Source organism: Arthrobacter sp. ISL-72, assembly GCF_018613755.1.
Taxonomy (GTDB): domain Bacteria; phylum Actinomycetota; class Actinomycetes; order Actinomycetales; family Micrococcaceae; genus Arthrobacter.
Genome location: NZ_JAGGPP010000027.1, coordinates 94050 through 109367 on the forward strand (window position 1 = coordinate 94050; position 15318 = coordinate 109367).

General features: G+C 64.8%; 18 protein-coding genes. 14 read left to right on the forward strand and 4 right to left on the reverse strand.

Annotation, left to right across the window (positions count from 1 at the left end; translation table 11 throughout):
* Positions 1-7: 7 nt before the first annotated feature.
* From J7I92_RS19225 to J7I92_RS19250, 6 genes are all read left to right on the forward strand, one after another.
* The gene (locus tag J7I92_RS19225) at positions 8-1507 is read left to right on the forward strand and encodes a bifunctional phosphatase PAP2/diacylglycerol kinase family protein (RefSeq protein ID WP_214843109.1); all 1500 of its coding nucleotides are present in this window, start codon (positions 8-10) and stop codon (positions 1505-1507) included.
* A gap of 160 nt (positions 1508-1667) precedes the next feature.
* A complete protein-coding gene (locus J7I92_RS19230; RefSeq protein WP_214843110.1) occupies positions 1668-2612 on the forward strand; it encodes an ABC transporter ATP-binding protein in 945 nt (314 codons plus the stop codon).
* Positions 2613-2614: 2 nt separating this feature from the next.
* Positions 2615-3541 carry an ABC transporter permease gene (locus J7I92_RS19235; RefSeq protein ID WP_214843111.1) on the forward strand — a complete coding sequence of 309 codons (927 nt, stop codon included), beginning with the start codon at positions 2615-2617 and terminating at the stop codon, positions 3539-3541.
* Between the two features lie 38 nt (positions 3542-3579).
* Positions 3580-4905, forward strand: a complete 1326-nt coding sequence (locus J7I92_RS19240) for a sensor histidine kinase (protein ID WP_214843112.1) — start codon at positions 3580-3582, stop codon at positions 4903-4905.
* Complete coding sequence (locus J7I92_RS19245) at positions 4902-5654, forward strand: response regulator transcription factor (RefSeq protein ID WP_214843113.1); 753 nt, start codon at positions 4902-4904, stop codon at positions 5652-5654. The genes J7I92_RS19240 and J7I92_RS19245 overlap by 4 nt, the downstream gene beginning before the upstream one ends.
* 231 nt (positions 5655-5885) lie before the next feature.
* Positions 5886-7334 (forward strand): amino acid permease, encoded by a 1449-nt coding sequence (locus J7I92_RS19250; RefSeq protein WP_251040171.1) that lies wholly within the window; start codon positions 5886-5888, stop codon positions 7332-7334.
* 74 nt (positions 7335-7408) lie between these two features.
* Here the strand turns inward: J7I92_RS19250 and J7I92_RS19255 are convergent, their stop codons facing one another.
* Both J7I92_RS19255 and J7I92_RS19260 read right to left on the reverse strand, forming a co-directional pair.
* Entirely contained in the window at positions 7409-7657 is a 249-nt protein-coding gene (locus J7I92_RS19255; protein ID WP_214843115.1) for a hypothetical protein, read from the reverse strand.
* A gap of 68 nt (positions 7658-7725) precedes the next feature.
* Complete coding sequence (locus tag J7I92_RS19260; RefSeq protein WP_214843117.1) at positions 7726-8211, reverse strand: Hsp20/alpha crystallin family protein; 486 nt, start codon at positions 8209-8211, stop codon at positions 7726-7728.
* Between the two features lie 286 nt (positions 8212-8497).
* Between J7I92_RS19260 and J7I92_RS19265 the strand changes: the two genes are divergently transcribed.
* The 3 genes from J7I92_RS19265 (at position 8498) to J7I92_RS19275 (ending at position 11215) form a co-directional block, all read left to right on the forward strand.
* A complete protein-coding gene (locus J7I92_RS19265; RefSeq protein WP_214843119.1) occupies positions 8498-8830 on the forward strand; it encodes a hypothetical protein in 333 nt (110 codons plus the stop codon).
* Positions 8831-8852: 22 nt separating this feature from the next.
* The gene (locus J7I92_RS19270; protein WP_214843120.1) at positions 8853-9767 is read left to right on the forward strand and encodes an intradiol ring-cleavage dioxygenase; all 915 of its coding nucleotides are present in this window, start codon (positions 8853-8855) and stop codon (positions 9765-9767) included.
* A 65-nt stretch (positions 9768-9832) separates the two neighbouring features.
* Positions 9833-11215, forward strand: coding sequence for a M18 family aminopeptidase (locus J7I92_RS19275; protein WP_214843121.1), 1383 nt, complete (start codon positions 9833-9835; stop codon positions 11213-11215).
* A gap of 3 nt (positions 11216-11218) precedes the next feature.
* Here J7I92_RS19275 and J7I92_RS19280 read toward each other — a convergent pair whose 3' ends face one another.
* Positions 11219-11887 (reverse strand): DUF1345 domain-containing protein, encoded by a 669-nt coding sequence (locus J7I92_RS19280; protein ID WP_214843122.1) that lies wholly within the window; start codon positions 11885-11887, stop codon positions 11219-11221.
* 281 nt (positions 11888-12168) lie between these two features.
* Between J7I92_RS19280 and rpsF the strand changes: the two genes are divergently transcribed.
* From rpsF to rplI, 4 genes are all read left to right on the forward strand, one after another.
* On the forward strand, positions 12169-12474 hold the full coding sequence (rpsF, locus tag J7I92_RS19285) for a 30S ribosomal protein S6 (RefSeq protein WP_013602900.1): 306 nt from the start codon (positions 12169-12171) through the stop codon (positions 12472-12474).
* A 55-nt stretch (positions 12475-12529) separates the two neighbouring features.
* Complete coding sequence (locus tag J7I92_RS19290) at positions 12530-13105, forward strand: single-stranded DNA-binding protein (RefSeq protein WP_214843123.1); 576 nt, start codon at positions 12530-12532, stop codon at positions 13103-13105.
* Positions 13106-13231: 126 nt separating this feature from the next.
* The gene (rpsR, locus tag J7I92_RS19295) at positions 13232-13471 is read left to right on the forward strand and encodes a 30S ribosomal protein S18 (protein WP_003800144.1); all 240 of its coding nucleotides are present in this window, start codon (positions 13232-13234) and stop codon (positions 13469-13471) included.
* Between the two features lie 17 nt (positions 13472-13488).
* Positions 13489-13941: a 50S ribosomal protein L9 gene (gene rplI / locus J7I92_RS19300; protein WP_011693939.1), complete on the forward strand. Its 453-nt coding sequence runs from the start codon at positions 13489-13491 to the stop codon at positions 13939-13941.
* 137 nt (positions 13942-14078) lie between these two features.
* Here the strand turns inward: rplI and J7I92_RS19305 are convergent, their stop codons facing one another.
* Positions 14079-14501, reverse strand: coding sequence for a DUF1801 domain-containing protein (locus J7I92_RS19305; RefSeq protein ID WP_214843124.1), 423 nt, complete (start codon positions 14499-14501; stop codon positions 14079-14081).
* A gap of 163 nt (positions 14502-14664) precedes the next feature.
* Between J7I92_RS19305 and J7I92_RS19310 the strand changes: the two genes are divergently transcribed.
* Positions 14665-15291 carry an FMN reductase gene (locus tag J7I92_RS19310; RefSeq protein ID WP_214843126.1) on the forward strand — a complete coding sequence of 209 codons (627 nt, stop codon included), beginning with the start codon at positions 14665-14667 and terminating at the stop codon, positions 15289-15291.
* The last annotated feature ends 27 nt before the right edge of the window (positions 15292-15318 follow it).

The following is a 15318-nucleotide window of genomic DNA, read 5'->3' on the forward strand; positions in this document are numbered from 1 at the left end:
TGGGGACATGCGACGCATGCTCAGGAGGGGCCCGGGACTCGTTGCCGGCCTGGACCGGACCTTGCTCAAGGCTGTGTCTACGCTGCCAGGCGGCAACCACGATGTCCTGTTCCGGCGGCTTTCCGCGGCCGGAAACCATGGCAAGCTGTGGTTCGCGGTGGCCGGAGGACTTGCCCTTCTTCCCGGAAAGCCGCGGCGGGCTGCACTGCACGGGGTGATCGCCCAGGGCGTGGCGTCCGCGGTTACCAACTTGGTGTTCAAAACGCTCCTTCCGCGCACCCGCCCGCTCCCCGAGCATCTGCCCGTCTTCAGGTTCGTCCACCCGCAGCCCACCAGCTCCTCGATGCCGTCGGGCCATTCGGCCTCCGCTGCGGCTTTCGCCGTGGGGGCCGGCCTAGTCCAGCCGGCAATCGGTGCCGCCGTGGCGCCCCTCGCGGCCGGCGTGGCCTATTCCCGCGTACATACCGGAGCGCATTGGCCGTCGGACGTGCTGTTCGGGTCCGCCATTGGCGTGGGTGCGGCCATGATTACGCGGAAGTGGTGGCCCGTCCGCCCGCCCTTCCCGGCGGTCAGCCGCACGCCCGCCCAAGCCGCCAAGCTGCCGGGCGGGGAAGGCCTCAGCATCGCCGTCAACACTTTAGGCGGCTCGTATGCCCCGGAGACCATAAAGGCCCTTCAAGACGTATTCCCTTTGGCGCATGTACATGAGATCAGCGAACCCGGCGATGTGGCGGCGGAAATCAAAGCAGTGGCAGCCCGTCCGGGCGTCACGGGACTGGGCGTCTGGGGCGGAGATGGAACGGTGGGAACTGCGGCCGCCGTCGCCGTCGAACTTTCACTGCCTTTGCTTGGGCTGCCGGGCGGCACGCTCAACCACTTCGCCCGCGATGCCGGAATATCCTCGCTCGAGGATGCCGTCAAAGCGGCGTCCACTGGTTCGGTAGCCCGGGCCGACGTCGGGCATGTCCTGGTGGAGCGGGGCCTCGCCGGAAGCCCGGAAAAGCTGGAGCGGATCATGCTCAACACCGCCAGCATCGGCCTGTATCCCAACCTGGTTCGCAGACGGGAACAACTCCAGCCGGCCCTGGGAAGGCCGCTCGCCGGGGTGGCCGCAATGTTCCGGACCTTCGCCGCCGGGACGCCCACCACCATGATCGTGGATGGCGTCAGGCACAAACTGTGGATTCTTTACGTTGGCCGGGGCCGCTACTTTCCCCGCGATCATGCTCCGCTTGTGCGGCCCGTGATGGACGACGGGGTCCTGGACCTGCGGATGATCACCGCCGACGAGTCGTTTGCCAGGCTGCGGCTGCTGTGGTCGGTGCTGACCGGCACCGTGGCCACCTCCAGGATCACGCACTTGAGCGAGTCCACAAAGGTAACGGTGGAAGCCGCGGGATCGCCGATGGCCCTGGCCGTGGACGGGGAAGCGATGACAGGCGTGCGCCGCGTTGAATTCTCCGTGCTGCGCGGGGCCCTGACGTACTACTCACCACAGCCGGAGTAACCCCCTCATTGTCATCCCTTGGGACTACCCTGATTCCACCCTGAATCATCCCTGAGACCGGCGAAATAGCAGCCGTTGGTCAGTAGCGTGGGAGATACGGACGGAACTGCCGGGAGCAGAAGCCGTCACCGCATCCCCAGCTATGCAAAGGAACGCTTCCATGATTGAAGCAAGAGGCCTGTCCAAGGTCTACGGCGATAAAACCGCCGTCGGCGGAGTAGATTTCACGGTCCAGGCAGGCCAGATCACCGGCTTCCTGGGCCCCAACGGAGCAGGCAAGTCCACCACCATGAGAATGATCATGGGACTGGACTCGCCGACGTCGGGCTCGGTCACCGTGAACGGTGTGCCGTTCGCCAAACATGCGGCCCCGTTGCGTGAAATTGGTGCCCTGCTGGACGCCAAAGCCGTCCACACCGGCCGGTCGGCGCAAAACCACCTCCTGGCCATGGCCGCCACCCACAGCATTCCCAGGAAGCGCGTCACCGAGGTCATCGAAATGACCGGCCTGGCCGACGTCGCCAAAAAGAAGGTCAAGGGCTTTTCGCTCGGAATGGGACAGCGGCTGGGCATTGCCGCGGCGCTGCTGGGCGATCCGCAGACCATCATCCTGGACGAGCCGGTCAACGGGCTGGACCCGGAGGGCGTGGTGTGGGTCCGCAACCTGGTGAAGTACCTGGCCTCGGAGGGGCGCACGGTCTTCCTGTCCAGCCACCTGATGAGCGAGATGGCCATGACGGCGGACCACCTGATTGTGATCGGCCGCGGCAAAATCATCGCCGACGCTCCGATCAAGGACATCATCACCGGCAAGGGTGCGAGCCGGACCCGCGTCCGCACGGACCAGCGCGAACAGCTCATGCGCCTCCTCGCGGGGACGGGAGTTTCCGTGGAGGCCCAGGAACACGAACTGCTGGAGGTCAAGGGGCTGGACCCGCGGCAGATCGCACGTGCGGCCCTTGACAACCACGTGATGATCTACGAACTTACCCCGCTCCAGGCAAGCCTCGAAGAGGCCTACATGGAGCTGACCAAGGACGAGGTCGAATACCACTCGCTGATCACCACGGGAGCCCCCGTTCCCGCCCAGACCGGAGGCATGTAAGCATGAGCTCAACAACGTTGGAACCCAACCCTTCAGGCCGCCGCAGTCAAAGCGCAGGGAACCCGCAGGCCGGCGGTCCTGCTGGGCAGGACGCGCGTTCGGCCGCCCGCCAGGCCTCACCCGGACCCGGCCCAAGTTTCCTGCGCGTGCTGAACTCGGAGTTCATCAAGTTCCGTACCCTGCTGTCCACGCTCATCCTGCTCGGTTCCACGATGCTGGTGATGGTGGGCTTCGGTGCCCTGGCCGCATGGTCGACAGGGCAGTTCCGCGAGCAGATGGCATCCGATCCGGAAGCTGCAGCCCAGATGGCTGCCCAGGGCGGAGACATTGCGGTAAGCGCACCCACGTCAGGCATCGCGTTCGCCCAGCTGATTCTTGGGTCCCTGGGTGTCCTGCTCATGAGCTCCGAGTTCACTACCGGAATGGCGCGCTCCACGTTCGCGGCCGTGCCGAAGAGGATCCCTGCCTTTGTGGCGAAGTTTGTTGTGGTTGTGGTGGTGTCGTTCGTCCTCACCGGCGTTTCCACCCTGCTGGCCGGCCTGGTGTCCGTCCCCATCCTGGACAACTACAACCTCAGCCTGGACCTGACCAGCTCCCAGTCCGTCAAGCTCCTCCTCGTCAACAGCCTCTACGTGGCCGCTGTGGCCTCCATCGGCATGTCGCTGGGCAGCATCATCCGGAACTCAGCCGGCGGAATCATGAGCCTGGTAGGCCTGTTCTTTGTGGCACCGATCGCCTTCCAGCTGATTCCCGGCGACTTCTTCGAGGAAGCCCGCAAGTACCTTCCCGGCAACACGGTCACGCCGCTGACGGCGGTGGAACACCTCGACGGGAACCTCGAAGTGTGGCAGGCAGCCCTGGTGCTCGGCGCGTGGGTGGTAGTGCCGGCGGTTCTTGCCATGATCCTGCTCAAGAAGCGCGACGTATGAGCGGGCCCCGCAGCGGAAGTGCCGTTTAGGCTCAACCCATGCTTAAAGAAGCGCTGGCGAAGGACGCATCGGCGGGAAACCTGGTCGATGCGTCCTTTGCCGAACTCGCGGACCGCCGCCGCGGCAGGCTCCGCCGTTACCTGCACCGCCGCCCCCGTGTCATGGACGCTGTGGTGGTGCTCTGCTATTTGCTCCTGGTCATGCCCACCGCGGTGGACACCGTGCTCGACGGCGACTGGCACGCAACTGCGCTGCTCGCAGCCATCGCCACGGTGCTCTTTTTCCGGCGGTCCCGTCCGGTGGCCGTGGTTGCCACAGTGGCAGCGCTCGAAGTTGGCGTCACGTACCTGCATCCCTGGGGTTCCAATGTGTCCGCAGGGCTGTGGTTTGCCCTTTACGCGTTGGCCGTCCGGCGCACTCGCAAGTTCGCCATCACGGCACTGGCGCTGGCCAACGCGCCGCTGTCCCTGCTGTACTTCCTCACCCTCGTAGGGCCGCTGGAACGGGCCCTGCCCAACGGAGGTCCCGCGGCGCCGGAGAATTCGCAGCTGGTCTTCGGGATCGTCGCGGGCATCACCATCACGCTGTCCAACATCATCGCCACCGGAATCGGCATCTCGGTCCGGCAGCGCCGCGAACACGAACAGGAAATCGCCGCCTGGGCGGCACGGACTGCCGAGCTGGGTTCCGTCACCGAACGCAACCGGATCGCCAGGGAGATGCACGACGTCGTGGCTCACTCCCTGACGGTCATGGTCACCTTGTCCGACGGCGCCGCAGTGGTGGTCAGGAAGAGTCCGGACCGGGCCGCCGAGGTGCTTGCCGAACTTTCCCGGACCGGACGAACGGCGCTGGCTGACATGCGCCGGGTGCTGGGTGTCCTCCGGGACGAAACGCCCGTACAGGCACCCCGCCGGCCGCTGAGCGCGGGAAACAGCCTTAACAAGCTCCTTGAGGGTTTCCGCACAGCGGGATTGCCGCTGCACTATTCGCATACCGGGCCGGCCCTTCCTGACGACGCTGCGTTCCAGCTGACCGTCTACCGGATTGTGCAGGAATCGCTCACGAATGTGCTCCGGTACGGCCGGGCGCTGAGCCGGGTGGACGTCAATATGGTCCGCGCCGACGGCGCAGTCAGCATTGAAGTGCTCGACGACGGCAAGGGCACCATGGGAGCGGGGTCCGCGGCCGGACCGGGAACGGCATCCGCCGGAGCCGGGCCCCAGGGGTCCGGCCAGGGCCTGACCGGCATGCGCGAGCGGGCCGGCATCTATGGCGGTACGGTGGAAGCCGGACGGCCGACCGGCGGCGGATGGCGCGTCAGGGCGGTACTGAATTGGAATGGGGACCAAGGAAAATCATGACTGGCAATGCACCGATCAAAGTCCTGCTCGTGGATGATCAGCCGCTGCTGCGGATGGGCTTCCGGCTCATCCTGGAGGGCGAGGATGACCTGCAGGTCGTGGGCGAAGCATCCGACGGGGCGGAGGCCATCCGGCAGGTCCGGGAATTGAACCCGGACGTAGTGCTGATGGATGTCCGGATGCCCGTACTGGACGGAATCGAGGCAACCAGGGCAATCACCTCCTCGGGCGCCTGGGCGAAGATCATCATCCTGACGACGTTCGACCTGGACGAGTACGCTTTTGCAGGGCTGCAGGCCGGCGCTTCCGCGTTCCTGCTCAAAGATGTTGCCCCGGCAGACCTCGTGAGCGCAGTGCGCGTGGTGGCGAGCGGAGATGCCGTAGTGGCGCCGCGCATCACGCGCCGCCTGCTGGATGCCTACGTCCGCGGGGAACAGCCCTCCACCGTTGGGGCCGGACAGCGGGTGGCTTCCGGGCACGCAACTGGCCGGGTCAGGCAGACGACCGGCGACGGGCATTACCGGGACCCGTTACTGGAAGACCTCACGCCGCGTGAGACGGAAATGCTCGAGGCGATGGCCGAAGGCCTGTCTAACGCCGAGATCGCCCACCGGTTCTTCCTCTCCGAGGCAACCGTGAAAACGCACGTGCGCCGGATCCTCGCCAAACTGCACCTCCGCGACAGGGTCCAAGCGGTGGTCTATGCATACGAAACCGGACTGGTGATCCCCAGCAATCCCGACTACTAGCTGCTTCGAGGTAAGATTTCCGGCACATTTCATTGTTTCGTGCCAGTCTATCTATGTTGCATATTTGTGGTGTTCATTGGAGGAAGCTCCGTTTGCGGCCCGGTCAAAATGTTCGACTGCACAAGCTAAGGCTTCCGGCCTCCGGGCTAGGGTGAAAAAGAAATGTGGCCTGACGCACGCGAAACCCGTGCCCGCACCGGGCCCGCACCCTCAACGAAGGACGGCGCTTCCATGCACGCTGACCAACAGCTCTCCAAATCCTTGAAACCACGGCACTTGTCCATGATCGCCATTGCCGGCGTGATCGGTGCTGGGCTCTTTGTGGGCTCGGGTGCTGCCATCCAGCAGGCGGGCCCGGGGATCCTGCTTGCCTACATGGCGGCAGGAATCGTAGTGATCCTGGTGATGCGGATGCTGGGGGAGATGGCCGCGGCCAGCCCCGAGACCGGGTCCTTCTCCACCTACGCGGATAAGGCCCTGGGCCGGTGGGCCGGTTTCAGCATCGGCTGGCTCTACGCATGGTTCTGGATCATCGTCCTGGGAATCGAAGCGACTGCGGGGGCAGCGATCATGCACCGCTGGGTTCCGGGTATCGACCAGTGGGTGTGGGCGCTGGTCCTGATGGTGTTGCTGACGCTCACCAACCTCGGATCGGTAAAATCCTACGGCGAGTTCGAGTTCTGGTTTGCCTCTATCAAGGTGGCGGCCATCGTGCTGTTCCTGCTCTTCGGTATCGCGGCCATTCTGGGCCTGGTTCCCGGAGTTCCCGCACCCGGGCTGGACAATTTGATCAACAACGGCGGAGTCCTCCCGAACGGGCCGGGGGCAGTGCTCGCCGGCATACTTGTGGTCGTGTTCTCCTTCTTCGGAGCTGAAATCGCCACCATCGCGGCCGGTGAATCCGAGAATCCGGTGGATGCCGTCAAGAAGGCCGTCAAATCCACTGTCTGGCGGATCCTGGTCTTCTACATCGGCTCCATTGCCATCGTGGTCACGCTGCTGCCGTGGAACTCCGCGTCCGTGGCCAAGAGCCCGTACGTCGCGGTGATCGAACTGTTCGGCATCCCCGGCGCCGGAACCATCATGGATGTCGTGGTGCTGACCTCGGTGCTGTCCTGCCTGAACTCGGGCCTCTACACAGCCAGCCGCATGCTTTTCTCGCTCTCCAGCCGCGGCGATGCACCCCGGGCGTGGACGAGGATTTCCAAGAGGGGCGTTCCGGCCGCTGCCGTGCTGGCCTCGACCGTGGTGGGTTTCATCACCGTGGGCCTGAACTACGTTGCACCGGACACGGTGTTCCTGTTCCTTGTCAACACTTCGGGTGCGATTGCGCTGTTCGTCTGGCTGGTCATCGCCTCCTCGCAGCTGGTCCTCCGGCGGCGGATGGGTGCAGCCGCCCAGGACCTTGCCCTCAAGATGTGGCTCTTCCCGTACCTGACCTGGGTGGCCATCGCCAGTATCGTTGCACTGCTGATCGGCATGGTGATTGTGGAATCCACACGCGAGTCGCTGCTGCTTTCGCTGGCGCTGGCCGCCGTGGTGGTGGGCCTCGGTGTCTGGCGTTACCGCAAGGGCATCCCTGCGTCCGAAGCGGAGGCCCCGGCCGGAACCGAAACACGGGCAAACGATACCGACACGCGGACAGAACAATCCGGCGCGCACGCAGGCACGGCGTCGTGATATCCAGGCGTTAGCCTGATTGTCCAAGCGTTAGTCCAGCCGGGAGCCACCGGCGGAACCGGGAGTCCGGTCACCTAATCCAGGTGGCCGGACTTCTGGTTTCCGGGCTCCGCGTCGGACGTCGCGGAAATCCTGGTCCGGATGAACCTGACGTCCTCGGCGCTAAGCTGGATTCCGCCGTGCTGGTCGCGGACCACCGGCTCATCCGCCACCCGTTCAACAACGCTTGCGATCGTCCTGGGCAACACCACACAGCCTGGATTGTTGATGAGCCACCGGCGGGTGGCGGGATCAAGGCGGTGCCACTGCGATTTCAGTTCCATTGACGGACCCGTTCCATTATTCTGTTGCTTCTTCCCGGTTGCCCCGGCTGGATGGTGATGCGCTGAAGTTAATCCCGGCTGATGGGGAGCCGCTTCTCCGCGGCATCCGTTCCCGGCGCACCGGGAAGCGGGGTCCTGACTTCCAGGACGCCCTCCCGGAAGGACACCTTGATGTCCGTTTCCGTGACCCCCGCCGGCACTGGCAGGTTGCGGGTGAAGGGACGGTACCGCAAGCCGGAACGCAAGCGTGCACTGTCGGGATGGTCATGGGATTCTGCAAGCCCTGCCCGGATCTGCGGCACGCTTCCGGCCACGGCTACCTGGATGTCGCCGTCCGGGTCCGCTCCGGGCAGCTCGGCCCGGACCACGAGCGTCTCCTGATCGACGTACTCGTCTACGGTGACCTCCTCGGTACGGAGGTTGGCCGGTTCATCCGCGGCGCTGAAGGTCCGCCCGACGCCGCCAACGAACTCCGGGGTGGTCCTTCCGGACCCGTCCTGTGCGGACGGCCACCTGGCCGGTTCGAAGGGGGACCATTTCAACGCACCGGACATAGCTTTTCTCCCCTGGGTAGTTCTTGTGGCGACGCGCCATTGGCGCGTGGCAGGGGCCATCCGCGGGCAACCCTGACCATAGACCAGTAGACACCCATCCGGAGACGGGGACTAGGGACCAAAGTCCCTGGATGAGCTGGGCACTCAGCTGAAGCAGGGGTGTGGGCATAATTCAGAATTGGTCCGTTTAAGGGACTTTCGTCCCTAACGCCGCCCGGGGCTGGCGGGCATCATTGTGGGGAACCTCTCCGGTCACCTCAAGCCGATCACCCCAGCGAAGGAAAACATGGCGGGACAATTCGAACTTTACATTGACGAGGCATCCGAGGTCCGGTTCAGGATGATCGGACCGGACGGCACTGTGCTGGCCGTTTCACGGTCGTTTCCGGACACCAAGGCAGCTGCTGCCGGTATAGCGGCCATGCGTGAATGTGCCGGCACCGGCCTGATCAGCAACCTCGCCCAGGGAGTCCGTGAAAGCCAGGGCGTCCGCGAAGGCCAGGCGCTTCGTCAAGCCCCGGGCACCCGCCAAGCGGCAAATGCGCCGGCTGCGGGCAGCGCTGTCGCCCCTGCCGTAGCCGCACAGCGTGCTCACAGGAAAGGTCTATGCGCCGCATAGGCCCCCGGAGTTTCATGGCTCCATGAGCACTTCACCGCAGCCTCCCCATGAACCCCACCCCAACCACGACCGCGGCCTGGAATTCGACCTCTCCACCCTGATGAGCAGGCGTTCCCTGGGCCTGTTTTTCGGTGCCGGCACCGCAGCGGCGGCCCTCGCGGCATGCACGCCGGGCGGGTCCACCTCCGGAGCCACGGGCGGCACGGCGCCGGCCTCCGCCGGCAGTTCGGCAACAACGGCGGCCCCGGGCGCGTCTGTTTCGGCGAGACCGTCGGCGTCCCCGACGCTCACCCGGGCCATCGCTGAATGCGGCGTCGAAGTTCCGCAGGAAACTGCCGGACCGTATCCGGGCGACGGGTCGAACGGTCCCAACGTCCTGGAAGCTTCCGGCGTGATCCGGCAGGACATCACGGCCAGCTTCGGGACGTCCGGGATCAAGGCCGAAGGGGTCCCCTTGACCGTCTCCCTGACCCTGCTGGACAACTCCAACGGCTGCAAACCGCTGGCGGGAGCCGCCGTCTATGCCTGGCACTGCGACCGCGACGGCAAGTACTCCATGTACGACTCCGGGCTTGAACGCGAGAACTACCTCCGGGGAGTCCAGGAAGCGGACGAAAACGGGCAGCTCTCGTTCAGCACCATCTTTCCCGGGGCGTACAACGGCCGCTGGCCGCACATCCACTTCGAAGTTTTCGAATCCATGAGCAATGCCACCGCGGCGGGCCAGGTGCTGGCCGTTTCCCAGATCGCCCTGACTGAGGCAGCCTGCAACGAGGTCTACGCGACGGCGGGCTATGAAACCAGCAAACGGAACTTCCCCAACACCACACTCACCTCGGACAACGTCTTTGGTGACGACGGCGGGATCCACCAGTTGGCCACGATGTCCGGTTCTGCTGCGGGCGGCTACACGGCGGGACTCAACGTCACCGTTTAGCGACCTCCTTCGGCGGACGGCGGGGTACAGCATCCCGGATGGTGCGGCACCGTAGACTCGGAGCCATGCCTTCCAGTGCCACTGCCGCAGACCACATCCAGGACCTTGGCGCCTATGTCAGCGCGTCGCCGTCGAGCTTCCATGCCGTGCAGGAAGCTGCGAGGCGGCTGGACGAGTCGGGATTCACCGGCCTGGATGAGCTTCAGGCCTGGCCGGCCGGTTCCGGCGGCCCCACCGAACCAGGCGGCACGGACGGCGGCACGGACAGCGGCACGGAGAGTGGTGCTGCAGGACGGTTCTATGTGCTCCGCGACGGTGCCCTGATCGCCTGGGTGACCCCGGCGGGCGCCGGTCCCACCACCGGCTTCAACATCCTGGGGACGCACACCGATTCGCCGTCTTTCAAGCTCAAGCCCAAACCCACCACGGGAAAGTTCGGCTGGCTGCAGGCAGGCGTGGAGGTCTACGGCGGACCGCTGTTGAACTCCTGGCTGGACCGGGAACTGCAGCTGGCCGGGCGGCTGGTAATGCTGGACGGCACACAGCGCCTGACCGCCACCGGCCCCCTGCTTCGCTTCTCGCAACTCGCCATCCACCTGGACCGGGCGGTCAACGACGGCCTGGTGCTGGACAAGCAGCAGCACATGAACCCCGTGTTCGGCCTCGGCGACCCCGCCGGCGAAGACCTCCTCGCGCTGCTGGCGGCACGGGCCACCGCACCCGATCCCGGCTCGGCGCCGGTGGACCCGGCACAGATCGGCGGGTACGACGTCGTAGTGGCAGACACGCAGCCGGCGGCGGTTTTCGGGGCCAAGGGAGAGTTCTTCGCCTCCGCCAGGCTGGACAACCTTTCGGCAACCCACGCGGGCCTGGCGGCGCTGATCGCACACGCCGGAACGCCGGTGGATGGCGGGCCGATTGCCGTGCTCGCGGCGTTCGACCACGAGGAGATCGGCTCCAACTCGCGGTCCGGCGCCTGCGGGCCGTTTCTTGAAGACGTCCTGGTTCGGATCTCGGACGGCCTGGGCGCGTCCGTCAGCCAGCGGCGGCAGGCGCTGGCGGCGTCGTTCTGTGTTTCTGCTGACGCCGGACATGCGGTGCATCCGAATTACGCCGAGCGCCATGATCCCGTCAACCGCCCCGTGCTCAACGGCGGACCGCTGCTCAAAATCAACGCCAACCAGAGGTATGCAACCGATGCGCCGGGTGCCGCTTTCTGGGCACGGCTGTGCGGAGAGGCAGGCATCCCCTACCAGGAGTTCGTATCCAACAACGTGATGCCCTGCGGGTCCACCATCGGACCCTTGACGGCGACACGGCTGGGCATCCGGACCGTGGACGTGGGAGTGCCGCTGCTGTCCATGCACTCCGCACGCGAGCTCTGCGGGGTGGAGGACCCGCACCGGCTGGCCCGGGTCTCGGAACTGTTCTTCCGAACCGCGGCATAGCCGTTAGGCGAGTCCGACCACCAGGTTGATGGTGGTGGCAAGGATCACTGTGCCGAAGAGATAGGAAAGCAGGCTGTGTTTTAGCGCTTCGGCCCTGATGACGTGGTTCTGCAGATTGGTGTCGGACACTTGGTAGGTCATGCCCAGGCTCGTCGCCAAATAGGCGAAATCCGTGTACTGGGGCGGGCGCTCCTGGTTGAAATCAATGCCGCCCGCGTCTGACCCGCCCCGCTTTGCGGGACTGTAGTACAGCTCGGCGTAGCGCAGGGTGAACAGTGTCTGCACCAGGATCCATGACACCGCGACGCAGGCGACGGCCAGGAACCCGCCTCCCAGTTGCGATCCGCCGTCCGTCTGGTGGGAGTCCACCACGACGGCGGCGACAGCAGCGAGGCTTGAGACGTTGGCCACCAGGATCAGCAGGTCGGTGGCGCTGCGGGAAGGGTCCTCCGCGGTGGCGTGGGCGCGCGTCCCGGCGGGGTCGAGGCGCCCCACCACCAGCCACACCCAGGCAACGTAGACCACTGCGGCGCTGGCCCAGCCGACAGCCGGCGCCTGCACCCAATGTCCGGACAGGCCTGTTGCCGCCGCGGCCGCCAGGCCCGCCGCAACCATGGCGAAGAACCGCAGCCGGCTTCGCTTGACCGTGGTGTGCGGAGGGTTGGTGTCCATGTGTCGATACTCTAGCCAAACAAACCGGGGGAACCCTTCCCGGCCGTTTTCCACATACCGCCCGTTTCCACATACCGCCCAGGCAAGATTCCGCGGGGCACGTGACCTGACTAGCCTGACGGAGTCACGAATCGCCGAAACCGGTCCAAATGCACTAGGATTGTGAAGTCTGTGCTGCGTCCTGCCTCCGTTTTGGGGGACCGGATGGGCACGGCACCGCAAATGAACCTCCTGTTACGGAAATGCCGTAACCGCTTAGCCCAAAGGAGGTGGGTTCACATATGCGTCCTTACGAATTGATGGTAATCATCGACCCCGAGGTCGAAGAGCGTACCGTTGAGCCGTCGCTTCAGAAGTTCCTGAACGTCATCACCAACGATGGTGGAACCATCGAAAAGGTTGACATCTGGGGCCGTCGCCGACTGGCTTACGAAATCAAGAAGAAGTCTGAAGGTATCTACGCCGTGGTGAACTTCACCGCCAAGCCGGAAACCGCCAAGGAACTTGACCGCCAGCTGAGTCTCAACGAGACCATCATGCGCACCAAGATCACCCGCCCCGAAGAGCAGAAGGTCGTTGCTGAGTAATTTCGGCACCGTCCATTCAATCTTTACCCCGCAGGAACGAACAAGGAGGCAGTAGATGGCAGGCGAAACCACTATTACGGTCATCGGTAATCTCACCAATGACCCCGAGCTGAGGTTCACACCGTCAGGTTCGGCAGTAGCGAATTTCACCATCGCTTCTACGCCCCGCACCTTCGATCGCCAGTCGAACGAGTGGAAGGACGGGGAAACCCTGTTCCTCCGCGCGTCCGTGTGGCGTGAAGCAGCCGAAAACGTCGCCGAATCCCTCACGAAGGGTATGCGGGTTATCGTTTCCGGCCGTTTGAAGAGCCGTTCCTACGAAACCAAAGAAGGCGAAAAGCGCACCGTTATCGAGCTCGAAGTCGATGAAATCGGCCCGAGCCTGCGATACGCCAATGCCAAGGTCAACCGCACCCAGCGCTCCGGCGGTCAGGGTGGCCAGGGCGGCTTCGGCGGAGGCAACAGCGGCGGTGGATTCGGTGGCGGCCAGGGTGGAAACCAGGGCGGCAACACCGGAGGAGGCTGGGGCAGCAACCAGCCCGCAGCGCAGGATGACCCTTGGGCGACGCCCGGGGTCAGCAACGCGGGCGGCGGCTGGGGCAACGGCCCGGACTCCGAACCTCCCTTCTAACCAATAATTAAGGTCCGGCGCCGGAACCCGCCGGGATGCCTCACGGCTCCCGGGTGAGTGCCGCCGTCGGACCACCACCATCCCGTGGATCAATATCCACGGGCTCCATAGAATAGGAGCTCCACGATGGCTAAGGCTGAACTCCGTAAGCCCAAACCAAAGTCCAACCCCTTGAAGGCCGCTGACATCACTGTCATCGACTACAAGGACGTAGCATTGCTGCGCAAGTTCATCTCCGACCGCGGAAAGATCCGCGCCCGTCGCGTCACTGGCGTCACGGTGCAGGAACAGCGCAAGATCGCCCAGGCAATTAAGAACGCCCGCGAAGTTGCTCTGCTGCCTTACTCCGGCGCTGGCCGCGGCTAAGGAAGGGATTAACTAACATGGCAAAGCTCATTCTGACCCACGAAGTAACCGGTCTCGGTGCTGCTGGCGATGTTGTCGAGGTCAAGGACGGTTACGCACGTAACTTCCTGCTGCCCCGCGGCTTCGCTCTGACCTGGTCCAAGGGTGGCGAGAAGCAGGTTGAGTCCATCAAGGCTGCCCGCGTTGCCCGCGAGCACGCTTCCCTGGAAGACGCTCAGAAGCAGGCGGCTGCACTCTCCGCCAAGCCGGTCAAGCTCGTTGTCAAGGCTGGCGAGACCGGACGCCTGTTCGGCACCGTCAAGCAGGGCGACGTGGCCGACGCTGTTGAGGCTGCTGGCCTTGGCCGCATCGACAAGCGCAAGGTTGAACTGCCGGCACACATCAAGTCGGTTGGTTCCTACCAGGCCAACGTCCGTCTGCACGACGACGTTGCTGCTGTGATCGAACTCGACGTAGTCGCAGGAAAGTAATCCCTCCGGCCCTGTGCCGGAGTGCTACGCAGACCTGAACTGCTGAAGGCTCCCGCTTTCGGATTCCTCGTGGAACCGACTGCGGGGGCCTTTGTTCTTAATGCCCGGGTTCCGTGGTGCCGGGCCTGTCAGCCGGGCTAGTCCTGGTGCATCACGGTGGTGGAGTGCCGGTGGCCCGCCCGGATGAGCTCGGCCAGGACCGCTTCATCCACGTCCTCCAGCTTGTTGATGTAGAGGCATCCTGCGCCCACCTTGTGTTTGCCCAGGTGCGGCAACAGTTCAGCTGCCTCCGGCGCGTAGGTGAGCCCGTAGAGTGACAGGCTCCCCTTCCGCGGCGAGAACCCCACTGCCACGGTGTCCCCTTCGCGGCCGCTCTCGTAGCGGTAGTGGTAACTTCCGAAACCCACAATGCCGGGACCCCACATGACCGGCTCTTCCCCGGTGTTTTCCTTCATCAGGGCCAGGAGCCTCAAGCCGTCGCGCTGGCGTGCAGGGTTCTCCACGCCGTCAAGGAAGTCCTGCACGGAGGCGTCCGTCGCCCGGGTCTTGTTTTCCGCCATGACGGCAGTCTGGCAGAGGACGCTTCGCTTGTCAGCAGGTCTACGCGGAGGTGGGTGCGGGCGCCCGGAAGTCCGGCCGGAATAAAGGCAGAAGCGGACAGGTTTAGTGAGTAGATGCAAACGCATGTACTATGGATTAACCGCTGACCCTCAGGAGCAAACCGTGGAAACCCGCCGCATAACCGTTCTTACCGCCGGATTAGGCGTCCCGTCGTCGAGCAGGCTGCTGGCCGATCAGCTCGCCGCAGCGGCCGAACGCAGGCTGGCCGCCGCGGGATTTGCAGCGAGCGTCGACGTGGTGGAACTCCGGGACCTCGCGGTGGACATCGCCAACAATTTTGTCACCGGCTATGCGGCGCCGCGGCTCGCTGAGGTGATTGCGGGTGTGGAGGAAGCGGACGGCATCATCGCCGTCTCTCCGGTGTTCAGCGCTTCCTACAGCGGCCTCTTCAAGTCGTTCTTCGACGTTCTGGACCCGAAGTCGCTGGAGGGCAAGGCCGTGCTGCTCGGGGCGACCGGCGGCACCGACCGCCACCAGATGGTGCTGGACTACGCGATGCGCCCCCTGTTCAGCTACCTCCGGACCCGCACCGCGGCCACCGGCGTGTTTGCCGGTCCGCAGGACTGGGGCAACAGCGACGACGGCGGGTCGCCCCTTTCGGTGCGCATCGACCGGGCTGCCGAGGAGTTCGCTCTGCTGGTAACGGGTGCGCCGCGGCGGCAGAAAACGGCTGCCGCCGAGTCCCTGCCGTTTGAACAGCTTCTGGCCGGGATTTCGAACGGCCGGTAGGAGGAGCCGGAAGGGCGCCGAACTATT